The following is a 12,505-nucleotide window of genomic DNA, read 5'->3' on the forward strand; positions in this document are numbered from 1 at the left end:
CCCTGCCGCGCGTTCCCTGCCGACATGTCGCCGGTATAGTCCGTCCAGAGGTCGCCATTCCAGAGGCGTTTTCCGGAAATCAACCTTTTGAGCCGGAATTCCCTGCCATAAGCACGAAATTCCTGATGCCGGCGTCTCAGGGCTTGGGCGCCAGCGCCTCGGCCAACGTCTTCACGTTGTAGCGGATCATCTCGACATAGGTCGGGGCGGGGCCATCCTTGTCCGACAGGGCGTCGGTGTAGAGTTCGCCGCCGACGACGGCATCGGTCTCGGCGGCGATCTGGTCGATCAGCCGGCGGTCCTTGATGTTCTCGACGAAGATGGCCGGCACGGCGTCGGCGCGGATCTGGCGGATCAGGGCGGCGACGTCGGCGGCCGAGGCTTCCGCCTCGGTGCTGATGCCCTCCGGCGCGGACAGGCGGAGGCCGTAGGCGGCGCCGAAGTAGCCGAAGGCGTCGTGGCTGGTGATGATCTTGCGCCGTTCGGCCGGCAGGGTTGCCAGGGCGGCGCGCACCTCGGCGTCGAGCGCCTCCAGCTCGGCGACATAGGCGGCGGCGTTGGCGTCGTAGGTGGCCTTGCCGGCGGGGTCGGCGGCGTCGAGGCCGGCGGCGATGTTGCGGACGTAGGTGACGGCGTTGGCGACGTCCTGCCAGGCGTGCGGGTCGATGCCGTGATGGTCGTGACCTTCGGCGTCGGCGTGTTCCTCCTCGACGATCTCGCGCGGCGCCACGCCCCTGGAGGCGACGACCACCGGACCGGTATAGCCGGAGGCACCGGCGAGGCGGTCCATCCAGCCCTCGAAGCCGAGGCCGTTGACGACGAGCAGCCTGGCGGCGGCGACGGCGCGGACATCGTCGGGCGTCGGCTCGTAGACGTGGGCGTCGCCGTCCGGCCCGACCAGCGTGGTGACGGCGACGCGGTCGCCGCCGACGCGGGCGGTCATGTCGCCGAGGATGGAGAAGGAGGCGACCACCGGCAGGCGATCGGCGGCGAGGGCCGGCGCCGGCAGTACCAAGGCAAGCGCCGACAGGAGGCAAAGACGGAGACGGGACATGGCAATCTCTCTGTTACGTTATAACATAACAATCAGTGGACCGGCCGAGGGGCGGCTGTCAAGCGGCAACGGCAGGACGGACAGGTCGACAGGCGCCCGGCGGCGGTGCCCTTTTCCCTCACCATGTGAATCCGCGCCGGCTTTCTCCCGTAAATACAAGGGCTCGCTTAACCTGCGCCTCGCCCGGACGTGGCCGGCGTCATCCCTTCTCGATGACGAAATGCAGCACCTCGCCGTCGCGGTCGCTGGCGACCAGGCGGTGTCCCTTCTGACGGCAGAAATGCGGGATGTCGATCGCCGCCATCGGATCGGTGGCGCTGAGCCCCAGGAGATCGCCCGGCGACAGGGCGATCAGCGCCTTCGCCGCCTTCAGCACCGGCAGCGGGCAGTTGAGGCCCTTAAGGTCGAGGTCGAGGCGGCGCGGCATGATCAGGGCAGGGCGGCGCGGCAGAGGTCGACGAAGGCGCGCACCTCGTCCGAGCCGACCGAAAGCGCCACGCCGAAGGCGATGACGGCGATGGGCAGGGCCAGCGAGGCAAGATGGTCGGAAAGCCGCGACGCCTTCCGCCCGTGCTTGTCGGTGCCCTGCTCCCCGCTCATCGGCTCAGCTCCCGGCGATCAGCGTCTTCAGCTTCTGAAGCGCCGTCTCCTGTTCCTCCATGTAGGCGATGGTGCCGCGGTAGCGGCCGCCGGCATCGAACAGGAAGCTCGACGCCGTGTGGTCCATGCCATAGTCGCCGTCGGTGCCGGGCACCTTGCGGGCGTAGACGTTGAACGCCTTGATCATCGCATCGACCTGGGGGCGGCTGCCGGAGAGGCCGAGCACCACGTCGCCGAACGACGACAGGTAGTCTTTCAGCACCTCGGGCGTGTCGCGCTCGGGATCGACGGTGACGAACAGGAGGTCGATCTTGCCGGCGTCCGGGCCGAGACGCTCCTTCAGCGCCGCGTATTCGCCGAGCGTCGTCGGGCAGACGTCGGGGCAATGGGTGTAGCCGAAGAACACGACATGCGGCCGGCCGGCGAAGGTCGCCTCGGTGACGGCGCGGCCGTTCATGTCGACGAGGCTGAACGGGCCGCCGACCGATGCCGTCTGCGTCGCCGCGCCGAAGAAGGGCAGCCGGCCGCCGAACACCAGCCAGCCGGTGGCGGCGAACAGCACGGCCACCAGCAGCCAGACGACGATGCGCACGGTTTTCATGGCGTTTCTCCGGGAGGGTCAGATCAGCGCGTCGCGGCGGGCGACGACGCCGCGCCAGCTCATGACGCCAACGAACAGCATCGACAGCGTGTCCCAGCCGGCGAACGACAGGCCGAACAGGCTGATCGATGCTTCCGAGCAGGAGACAAGGCGGGTGCGGCTCACCGCCGCCATCAGGTCGGCGGCGCTGTTGACGATGGTCGCCGCGCCACCGCAGTCGGACGGGCCTTCCCAGAGCTTCCACTCGGCGCCGGTATGGTAGCCGGCGAGCACCGAGCCGGCCAGGAAAATGGCGCCGCCGACGAAATAGAGAAGGCGCGCGAGGCGCGGCACGCGGCGCGACAGCAACAGGCCGGCGATCAGCACCGGCAGGCCGACGTAATAGAACATGCGCTCCTGAAGGCAGAGCTTGCACGGCAGGTAGCCGCCGATGATCTCGAAGCCCCAGGCGGCGATAATGGCGAAAAGGCCGGCCAGGACGGCGAGGCCGGGAGCGCGGATGGCGGCGGGAGCGGACATGAAGCACCTGAACGACGAAAAACGGCTCGTCCGGCCTAACAGCTTGGGACGAGCCGCGCAATCGTCGATTGGGGCGCCCCCGGCCGCGCCTCGAAAGGCGCAACGCCGGCGGTGACGAATTCCGGGGGGCTGGGGGGCTGGATTGAGCCGGAACCCGTCCGCGGCGTCCTTGCCGGGGGACGAAGGCATCCTGCCGGCCTCGCTTGGCGACGCCAAGGCAGGATTGGGGCCAAACTGTGAAAGGCGATCAGGGCTTCGTGATGGGGTCCGGAGACCGTTTCCGACATTCGCGTCCGGGATGTGCTGGCCCGGCTTTCGAGCACCGGAAGCCTCGACACTTCGGGCCGGAGGTGCCGCCGGAGCCGATTTTCACGACGTCCTTCAGAAGTCGGCGGCGATGCCCTTCACTTCCCAGTCGCCGTAGCGAACCGGTTCCGGGCCCTTGCGGCCGCCGATCTCCGTCGGTCGGTCCGTCGCCGTGGCGCGGCGGCGCTCCTCGGCCTCGGCCAGCGCGCGTCGGGCGGCCGGCGAGAGCTGCCGCTCGGGCGGCGGGGCGGGGCGGTCGGGGGTGTCGGTCATCGCTTGTCCTCGGGCGCGATCCTTGATGGCGGGCGGGGCGCGCCCCATCTTTTCTCACGAAAATCCGGACCAGCATACCCACCGGAGATCGGAAGGACAGATGAATTTCTTCAAGACCTCCCTGCTGCTCGCCGCGATGACGGCGATCTTCATGGGTGCCGGCTATCTGATCGGCGGCCGGGGCGGCATGGTGATCGCGCTGCTCGTCGCCACCGGCATGAACCTCTTCTCCTACTGGAACGCCGACAAGATGGTGCTGGCCATGCACCATGCCCGTCGCGTCGACCGGGCCAGCGCGCCCGAGTATTACGCCATCGTCGAACGGCTGGCCGCCAACGCCGGCCTGCCGATGCCGGCCGTCTACGTCATCGACAACCCGCAGCCCAACGCCTTTGCCACCGGCCGCGACCCCGAGCATGCCGCCGTCGCCGCCACCACCGGCCTTCTGCAGATGCTCGACCGCGAGGAGCTTGCCGGCGTCATGGCGCACGAACTCTCGCATGTGCAGAACCGCGACACGCTGATCATGACGGTGACGGCGACCATCGCCGGTGCCGTCTCGATGCTGGCCAACTTCGGCCTGTTCTTCGGCGCGGCGGGGCGCGACAGCGACAACCGCAGCCCGCTCGGCGGCATCGGGGTCGTTCTGGCCGCCCTATTGGCGCCGCTCGCCGCCATGCTGGTGCAGATGGCCATCTCCCGGACGCGCGAATATGCCGCCGACCGGCGCGGCGCCGAGATTTCCGGCAATCCGCTGGCCCTCGCCTCGGCGCTCGACAAGATCGCCGGCGCCGCCCGGCGCGTACCGAACATGACAGCGGAGCAAAATCCTGCTACGGCGCATCTGTTCATCATCAATCCGCTGTCCGGCGCCAGGATGGACAACCTGTTCTCGACCCATCCGGATACCGCCAACCGCATCCGTGCCCTGATGGCCATGGCGGACGACGGCGTCCGGCGGCCCGCCCCCCAACCGGTGGCGGACGGTCCCTGGAGCCGCCCGCGCGGTCCATGGGATGGAGGGGGGTCCTCTGGCACCGGACGGCCGCCGAACCGTGGACCATGGGGATGACCGCAGACAAGGGTGGCCGCAAGGGCGGCAAAGCCGGCGATACCGCAAGGCCGGCACGCCGCGAGGGACGGCCGAACAATGGTCAGGGGGGCGGCTTCAAGGGCGCTTCCGGTGCCGGGCGTCCGCCGCAGGCCGGCCGCCGGCCGCCGCGGCCGCAGGGCCTCGAAGCGCGCGCCGTCGCCGTGCAGCTTGTCGACGGCGTGCAGAAGGGTCGCCTTCTCGACGCGCTGCTCGACAAGGGGGCGGTGGCCGAACGCTACCAGCGTCTCGACCCGCGCGACCGGGGCCTTGCCCGCGCCATCGTCGGCTACGCGCTGCGCCGACACGGCCAGATCGACGACGCGGTCGGCCGCTTCCTCAACCGTCCCCTGCCGGACGACGCCGGCACGCTGAAGGCGGTAATCGCCGTCTCGGCCGCCCAGATCCTGTTCATGGACGCCGCCGACCACGCCGCCGTGGCACTCGGCGTCGAGCTGGCCGGCACCGACAAGGGCGCGCAGCCGTTCAAGGGTGTCGTCAACGCCGTGCTGCGCCGCGTCTCGGAGAACAAGGCGGCAATCCTCGCCGAGCAGGACGCCGTCGCCCTCAACACGCCCGCCTGGCTGATGGCCCGCTGGAGCGCCGCCTATGGCGAGGACACCGCCCGCGCCATCGCCGAGATGAACGCCATCGAGCCGACGCTCGACCTTTCCGTCAAGTCCGATCCCGAGGGATGGGCGACCCGGCTCGGCGGCGTCAGGCTGCCGAATGGCTCGGTGCGCGTCGCCGTCACCGGCGCCATCGAGAAGATCGACGGCTACGAGGAAGGCGCCTGGTGGGTGCAGGACGCCGCCGCCACGCTGCCGGTGCGCCTGCTTGGCGACGTCTCGGGCAAGAAGGTGATCGACCTCTGCGCCGCGCCCGGCGGCAAGACCGCCCAGCTGGCGGCGCTCGGCGCCGACGTCACCGCCCTCGACGTCTCCTATCACCGCCTGCAGCGGCTCGAACGCAACCTCCACCGGCTCGGCCTCAAGGCCAACCTCGTCAAGGCCGACGCCACCGAATGGCTGGGCGGCACCTTCGACATGGTGCTGCTCGACGCGCCCTGCACGGCCACCGGCACGCTGCGCCGCCATCCCGACGGCGCGGTCAGCAAGAAGCCGGCCGACGTGGCGACCATGGCCGCCCTGCAACGTAGGCTGATTGACCAGGCGATCCGCATGCTCAGGCCGGGCGGTCTCCTCGTCTACGCCACCTGCTCGCTGGAGCCGGAGGAGGGGCCCGACCAGATCCGCCGCCTGAAGCTGATCGAGGCGCCGCTCGACGTGGTGCCGGCAACGGTGGACGAACTTTTCGGTCTTGCCGAGATCGTCACGCCCGACGGCTTCGTCCGCACGCTGCCGTCGCATCTCCAGCTTGAGGACCGGCGGCTTTCCGGCCTCGACGGCTTCTTCGCCGCCCGCCTCCGCCGCCAGTGACGGCAGGGCGGGCCGGGCGACGGCGCAAATTTGATCGGCTCCGCACACCAGTTGGTAACCAAGGCGGGCGTCTCATCCCATCATGAGCGTCTCCGGCCCGGCCGGAGGGCGGTGATTCCAGCTCCAGCCCGGAAAGGGGGCCCGACCATGCGCGCACAAGTCGCCGGCACGGCCCGGCTGGCGCTTTTCGCGACCGAGCTGGCCCTGCGCCGGGCGGTGACGGCGCTGGAGCGAGGGCCCTTCTCGCGCTGGCGCTGGCCGGGCTCGACGCCCGAGCGGCTGGTGATCGCCCCGCAGGACATCCGCACCACCGACCCGACGATCGCCGCCGACATCTACGCCGGCGTCTATGCTTTCGCCGGCAAGGTGGTGGAGACGGGCGGCCGCTCGCCCTTCGACATGCCGTCGCCGTCGCAGGAGTGGACGCGGGCGCTGCACGGCTTCTCCTGGCTGCGCCATCTCCGGGCGGCCGAGAATGCGCTGGCCCGCCAGAACGCCCGGGCGCTCACCGCCGACTGGATCGCCCAGGAGGCACACGCACCGCCCGAGGCTTTCGAGACCGAGAACATGGCGCGGCGGGTGATCGCCTGGATCACCCAGTCGCCGCTGATCCTGAAGGACGCCGATCGCGCCTTCTACCGCCGCTTCCTGCGCTCGCTGGTGCGTCAGGTGCGCCGGCTGCGCGGCCGCCAGGCCGACGCCGTCGACGGCTATCCGCGCCTTGTCGCCGCCATCGCCGTCAGTTTCTTCGCCCTCTCGGCCGACAATCAGGGCCGGCTCGCCCGCCAGGCCGGACAGCGGCTCGAACAGGAACTGAAGCGGCAGATCCTGCCCGACGGCGGCCATATCAGCCGCGACCCCTCGGTGATCGCCGATCTGCTCACCGACCTATTGCCGCTGCGTCAGGCCTACTCCAATCGTGGCGTCAACCCGCCGCAGGCGCTGCTGGTCGCCATCGACCGCATGATGCCGATGCTGCGCTTCTTCCGCCATTCGGACGGCAGCCTGCCGCACTTCAACGGCATGAGCGTCAGCCACGCCGGCCAGCTGGCCACGCTCAACGCCTATGACGACACGCACGGCCGGCCGGTGGAGAACGCCATTCATTCCGGTTACCAGCGGCTCGAAGCCGGCGGCACGGTGATGCTGATGGATACCGGCCCGGTGCCGCCGGTCGGTGTCAGCCAGAAGGCGCACGCCGGCTGCCTGTCGTTCGAGATGTCGAGCGGCTCCAACCGCTTCATCGTCAACTGCGGCGCCGCCGACGATCCGCGCTGGCATTCGGCCGCCCGCTCGACGCCGGCCCACTCGACGCTGTCGATCGAGGAGGTGTCGTCGGGCGCCTTCCTCGACACGCCGCGCCTCGTCCGCCGCCTGGGGCCGGTGATGATCGACGGCCCGCGCCAGGTGCCGGTGGTGCGCGAGGACCGCGCCGACGTCATCGCGCTGGTGGCCAGCCACGACGGCTACATGGCCCGCTTCGGCGCCGTCCACGAGCGGCGCCTCGTCATGCGCGCCGACGGCGGCGAGATCGTCGGCTCCGACCGGCTGACCTTCTCCGGCCGCAAGCCGCGCCACGACCGCTTCGCCATCCGCTTCCACCTGCATCCGCTGATCAAGGCGACCCGCACGGCCGGCGGCGACGTGCTGATCGTCGCGCCGGACGGCGAGGCCTGGACCTTCACCTGCGGCCTGATCGCTCCCGAGCTTGAGGACAGCGTGTTCCTGTCCGACACGCTCGGCCGCCGCAAGAGCCTGCAGATCGTGCTGCCGGGCCGGGCACGGGTGACGCCGGAAGTGGCCTGGGCGCTGACCCGCACCGCCGAAGGCCAACGCGGCCGGCCGCGCGGCCGCGACGTCCGACCGGGGCCGGATCTGTTCGCATCCACCTGAACAAAGTGCTTTTCGCGCCGGCAAGGCGGCCAAATCGATTGGGCGCGGGTTCCGTGGCGCGGCCAATCGTGCTATCGCGCCGCCATCCCCACCCGCCGGAGAACCCACCATGGCTGGCCATCCCGATCGCGTCGCCCCGAAGCGCGCGCTGCTTTCCGTTTCCGACAAGACGGGCCTCGTCGATTTCGCCCGGGCGCTCGCGGAGCGCGGCGTCGAGCTGCTGACCACCGGCGGCTCCAAGAAGCTGCTGTCGGAGGCCGGGGTGCCCGTCACGGAAGTCGCCGACTTCACCGGCTTCCCGGAGATCATGGACGGCCGCGTCAAGACGCTGCACCCGAAGGTGCACGGCGGCCTCCTGGCGGTGCGCGACGACGCCGGCCACGCCAAGGCGATGGCCGAGCATGGCATCCAGCCGATCGACATGCTGATCGTCAACCTCTACCCGTTCGAGGAGACGGTGGCGCGCGGCGCCGGCTATGACGAGACCATCGAGAACATCGACATCGGCGGCCCGGCGATGATCCGCGCCGCCGCCAAGAACCACGCCTACGTGACGGTGCTGGTCGAGCCGGCCGACTATGCCGGTGTCCTCGCCGAGATCGATCAGGGCGGCGTCACCTTCGACAGCCGCAAGCGGCTGGCCGCCAAGGCCTATGCCCGCACGGGCGCCTATGACGCGGCGATCTCCGGCTGGTTCGCTACTGTACTCGGCGGCAAGACCGGCGACTTCGTGGCGGTCGGCGGCAAGCTGGCCGAGGACATGCGCTACGGCGAGAACCCGCATCAGTGGGCGCGCTTCTACCGCTCGACCGAAGTCCGGCCCGGCGTCTCCACGGCGACGCAGCTGCAGGGCAAGGTGCTGTCCTACAACAACATCAACGACACCGACGCCGCCTTCGAGCTGGTGGCGGAATTCGACCCGGCGGTGCCGACCGTCGCCATCATCAAGCACGCCAACCCCTGCGGCGTCGCCACCGGCGCCACGCTCGTCGACGCCTACGTCAAGGCGCACCGCTGCGATCCGGTGTCGGCCTACGGCGGCATCGTGGCGCTGAACCAGACGCTCGACGCCGACACGGCGAAGAAGATCGTCGAGATCTTCACCGAGGTGATCATCGCCCCGTCGGCGACCGACGAGGCGATCGCCATCGTCGGCGCCAAGAAGAACCTGCGCCTCCTGGTCACCGGCGGCCTGCCCGATCCCAAGGCGCCCGGCCTCACGGCGAAGACGGTGGCCGGCGGCCTCCTGGTCCAGTCGCGCGACAACGGCGTCGTCACCGCCGCCGACCTCAAGGTGGTGACCAGGCGCGCGCCGACCGACCAGGAGCTTTCCGACCTGTTGTTCGCCTTCAAGGTCTGTAAGCACGTCAAGTCCAACGCCATCGTCTACGTCAAGGACGGCGCCACCGCCGGCATCGGCGCCGGCCAGATGAACCGCGTCGATTCGGCGCGCATCGCCGCCATCCGGGCCGGCGAGGCGGCGGAGACGGCCGGGTTGCCCGAATCGCTCGCCAAGGGCGGGGTGGTGGCCTCCGACGCCTTCTTCCCCTTCGCCGACGGCCTCGAATCGGCGATCGCCGCCGGCGCCACGGCGGCCATCCAGCCGGGCGGCTCCATCCACGACGCCGAGGTGATCGCCGCCGCCGACAAGGCCGGCATCGCCATGGTGTTCACCGGCATGCGCCATTTCCGGCACTGAGCGGGTCACAACCAGCGGAGAAGCAGTCATGTTCAACGCCTTCGGCGGCCGTCGCCGCTTCTCCGACCTCAACGAGCAGGAGATCCTAGCGCTCGCCATCTCCAGCGAGGAGGACGACGCCCGCATCTACGCCAGCTACGCCGAAAGGCTGCGCAAGGACTATCCGGCGACGGCGGCGATGTTCGACGAGATGGTCAAGGATGAGGACGGCCATCGCCGCTTCCTGATCGCCGAGCACCAGCGGCTGTTCGGGCCGGTGATCCCGCTGATCCGCCGCGAGCACGTCGCCGGCTACTACGCCCGCCAGCCGGTGTGGCTGGTGGAGAACCTCGGTGTCGAACGCATCCGCGAGGAAGCGGCGCGCATGGAGGCGCAGGCCTACGCCTTCTATTCCGAGGCGGCCAAGCGCGTTTCCGACGCCGGCGTCCGGCGTCTGCTCGGCGATCTCGCCGAGCAGGAGCGCCACCACATGGAGGGCGCCGAGATCGCCCGCGAGGAGAACGTCGGGCCGTCGGCCGAGGAAGAGGAGGCGCGGGTGGCCCGCCGCCAGTTCATCCTCACCTATGTCCAGCCGGGTCTCGCCGGGCTGATGGACGGCTCGGTGTCGACGCTGGCGCCGATCTTCGCCACGGCGTTCGCGACGCAGAACTCCTGGACCACCTTCCAGGTGGCGCTGGCCGCCTCGGTGGGCGCCGGCATCTCCATGGGCTTCACCGAGGCCGCCCACGACGACGGCGTCATCTCCGGCCGCGGCTCGCCGGTCAAGCGCGGCCTCGCCTCCGGCATCATGACGGCGCTCGGCGGCCTCGGCCACGCGCTGCCCTACCTGATCCCGCAGTTCTGGACCGCCACCGCCGTGGCGCTGGCCATCGTCTTCGTCGAGCTGTGGGCGATCGCCGGCATCCAGAACAAGTACATGGAAACGCCGTTCTTCCGGGCGGTGATCCAGGTGGTGATCGGCGGCGCGCTGGTGCTCGCCGCCGGCATCATCATCGGCGGCGGCTGAGGAAAAATCCGGTCCAGCCCGGGATGGCTCCTGCATGGACCATCCCGGCCGGATCGGACGTCCGCCGTTCCTTCTCAGGCGTGCCGGTTCTGGCGGTGGTCGATCAGGTCGGTGACCACCGACGGATCGGCCAGCGTCGAGGTGTCGCCGAGCGCGCCGAAATCGTCCTCGGCGATCTTCCTCAGGATGCGGCGCATGATCTTGCCCGAGCGCGTCTTCGGCAGGCCGACGGCAAACTGGATCTTGTCGGGCGAGGCGATCGGGCCGATCTCCTTCCTGACCCATTGCGTCAGCTCGGCGGCGAGCTGGTCGGTCGGCTCCTCGCCCTCCATCAGCGTGACATAGGCATAGATGCCCTGGCCCTTGATGTCGTGCGGGTAGCCGACGACGGCCGCCTCGGCCACCTTCGGATGGGCGACCAGCGCGCTCTCCACCTCGGCGGTGCCCATGCGGTGGCCGGCGACGTTGATGACGTCGTCGACGCGGCCGGTGATCCAGTAGTAGCCATCCTCGTCGCGGCGGGCGCCGTCGCCGGTGAAGTACATGCCCTTGTAGGTGGAGAAATAGGTCTGCACGAAGCGGTCGTGATCGCCGTAGACGGTGCGCATCTGGCCGGGCCAGCTGGCCAGCAGCACCAGATTGCCCTCGGTCGGCCCCTCCAGCACGTTGCCGAGCGCGTCGACGATGGCCGGCTCGATGCCGAAGAATGGCCGCGTCGCCGATCCCGGCTTGAGGCGGGTGGCGCCGGGCAGCGGGGTGATCAGGATGCCGCCGGTCTCGGTCTGCCACCAGGTGTCGACGATCGGGCAGCGGCCGTCGCCGACCACCCGGTGATACCAGAGCCAGGCCTCCGGGTTGATCGGCTCGCCGACCGAGCCGAGGATGCGCAGCGACGCCCGCGAGGTACGCTTCACCGGCTCCTCGCCGGAGGCCATCAGCGAGCGGATGGCGGTCGGCGCGGTGTAGAAGATCGTCACCTTGTGGCGGTCGATCACCTCCCAGAAGCGCGAGGGATCGGGATGGCTCGGCACGCCCTCGAACATCAGCGTCGTGGCGCCGTTGGCGAGCGGGCCGTAGAGCACGTAGGAATGGCCGGTCACCCAGCCGACGTCAGCGGTGCACCAGTAGACGTCGTCGTCATGGCAGTCGAACACCCATTGATGGGTGAGCGAGGCGTAGACCAGATAGCCGCCGGTGGTGTGCAGCACGCCCTTGGGGCTGCCGGTCGAGCCGGAGGTGTAGAGGATGAACAGCGGGTCCTCGGCGCCCATCGGCGACACCGGGCAGTCGGGGGCGATGCCCTTGGCCGCCTCGTCGTAATAGACGTCGCGGCCGTCCTGCATGGCAACGGGGCGGCCGGTGCGGCGCACCACCAGCACCCTCGCGACGCCCGGGCATTTTTCCAGCGCCGCGTCGACGTTGGCCTTCAGCGGCACCTTGCGGCCGCCGCGCACGCCCTCGTCGGCGGTGATCACCAGCGTGCTGCCGGCGTCGCGGATGCGGCCGGACAGGCTGTCGGGCGAGAAGCCGGCGAACACCACCGAATGAACGGCGCCGATGCGCGCCACGGCCAGCATGGCGAAGGCGGCCTCCGGGATCATCGGCAGGTAGATGGTGACGCGGTCGCCGCGCTTGACGCCGGCCGCCTTCAGCACGTTGGCGAAGCGGCAGACCTCCTCCTGCAGCTCGCGATAGGTGATCGCCCGCTGCTCGGCCGGATCGTCGCCCTCCCAGAGGATCGCCACCTTGTCCGGCGTGCGGTCGGCGTGGCGGTCGACGCAGTTGTAGGATGCGTTGAGGATGCCGTCCTCGTACCAGCGGATCGACACGTGATGCGGATCGTAGGAGGCGTTCCTCACCCGCGTGAATGGCTTGATCCAGTCGAGCCGGCCGCCCATCGACGCCCAGAAGCCCTCGGGGTCGTCGATCGAGCGCTTGTAGAGTTCCTGATATCTGTCGTTGTCGATGAAGGCCGACGCGGCGAGCGCCGCCGGCACCTCGAACACCTCTCCGGACATTGAAAAT

General features: G+C 69.9%; 12 protein-coding genes. 5 read left to right on the plus strand and 7 right to left on the minus strand.

Annotated elements, in window-relative coordinates:
- Positions 1–136 precede the first annotated feature (136 nt).
- The 6 genes from H512_RS0112790 to H512_RS0112815 form a co-directional block, all read right to left on the minus strand.
- Positions 137–1,054 carry a metal ABC transporter substrate-binding protein gene (locus tag H512_RS0112790; RefSeq protein ID WP_026783792.1) on the minus strand — a complete coding sequence of 306 codons (918 nt, stop codon included), beginning with the start codon at positions 1,052–1,054 and terminating at the stop codon, positions 137–139.
- A 199-nt stretch (positions 1,055–1,253) separates the two neighbouring features.
- Positions 1,254–1,481, minus strand: coding sequence for a sulfurtransferase TusA family protein (locus H512_RS0112795; RefSeq protein ID WP_026783793.1), 228 nt, complete (start codon positions 1,479–1,481; stop codon positions 1,254–1,256).
- A gap of 2 nt (positions 1,482–1,483) precedes the next feature.
- Positions 1,484–1,654, minus strand: coding sequence for a hypothetical protein (locus H512_RS27000; RefSeq protein WP_156899482.1), 171 nt, complete (start codon positions 1,652–1,654; stop codon positions 1,484–1,486).
- A gap of 4 nt (positions 1,655–1,658) precedes the next feature.
- Positions 1,659–2,255, minus strand: coding sequence for an SCO family protein (locus H512_RS0112805; protein WP_026783794.1), 597 nt, complete (start codon positions 2,253–2,255; stop codon positions 1,659–1,661).
- An 18-nt stretch (positions 2,256–2,273) separates the two neighbouring features.
- Positions 2,274–2,774: a disulfide bond formation protein B gene (locus H512_RS23855; protein WP_036791555.1), complete on the minus strand. Its 501-nt coding sequence runs from the start codon at positions 2,772–2,774 to the stop codon at positions 2,274–2,276.
- Positions 2,775–3,155: 381 nt separating this feature from the next.
- Complete coding sequence (locus H512_RS0112815) at positions 3,156–3,353, minus strand: DUF1674 domain-containing protein (RefSeq protein WP_026783795.1); 198 nt, start codon at positions 3,351–3,353, stop codon at positions 3,156–3,158.
- A gap of 100 nt (positions 3,354–3,453) precedes the next feature.
- Between H512_RS0112815 and htpX the strand changes: the two genes are divergently transcribed.
- From htpX to mbfA, 5 genes are all read left to right on the plus strand, one after another.
- Positions 3,454–4,425: a zinc metalloprotease HtpX gene (gene htpX, locus H512_RS0112820; protein ID WP_026783796.1), complete on the plus strand. Its 972-nt coding sequence runs from the start codon at positions 3,454–3,456 to the stop codon at positions 4,423–4,425.
- Complete coding sequence (locus tag H512_RS23860) at positions 4,422–5,882, plus strand: RsmB/NOP family class I SAM-dependent RNA methyltransferase (protein ID WP_084798466.1); 1,461 nt, start codon at positions 4,422–4,424, stop codon at positions 5,880–5,882. The genes htpX and H512_RS23860 overlap by 4 nt, the downstream gene beginning before the upstream one ends.
- 147 nt (positions 5,883–6,029) lie before the next feature.
- Positions 6,030–7,775: a heparinase II/III family protein gene (locus tag H512_RS23865; protein ID WP_084798467.1), complete on the plus strand. Its 1,746-nt coding sequence runs from the start codon at positions 6,030–6,032 to the stop codon at positions 7,773–7,775.
- Positions 7,776–7,884: 109 nt separating this feature from the next.
- A complete protein-coding gene (purH, locus tag H512_RS0112835; protein ID WP_026783797.1) occupies positions 7,885–9,474 on the plus strand; it encodes a bifunctional phosphoribosylaminoimidazolecarboxamide formyltransferase/IMP cyclohydrolase in 1,590 nt (529 codons plus the stop codon).
- A 28-nt stretch (positions 9,475–9,502) separates the two neighbouring features.
- Positions 9,503–10,480: an iron exporter MbfA gene (gene mbfA / locus H512_RS0112840; RefSeq protein WP_026783798.1), complete on the plus strand. Its 978-nt coding sequence runs from the start codon at positions 9,503–9,505 to the stop codon at positions 10,478–10,480.
- Between the two features lie 74 nt (positions 10,481–10,554).
- Here mbfA and acs read toward each other — a convergent pair whose 3' ends face one another.
- Positions 10,555–12,498: an acetate--CoA ligase gene (gene acs / locus H512_RS0112845; RefSeq protein ID WP_026783799.1), complete on the minus strand. Its 1,944-nt coding sequence runs from the start codon at positions 12,496–12,498 to the stop codon at positions 10,555–10,557.
- Positions 12,499–12,505 lie beyond the last annotated feature (7 nt).

Origin of the sequence: Pleomorphomonas koreensis DSM 23070 (assembly GCF_000425185.1) — a bacterium.
GTDB lineage: Bacteria > Pseudomonadota > Alphaproteobacteria > Rhizobiales > Pleomorphomonadaceae > Pleomorphomonas > Pleomorphomonas koreensis.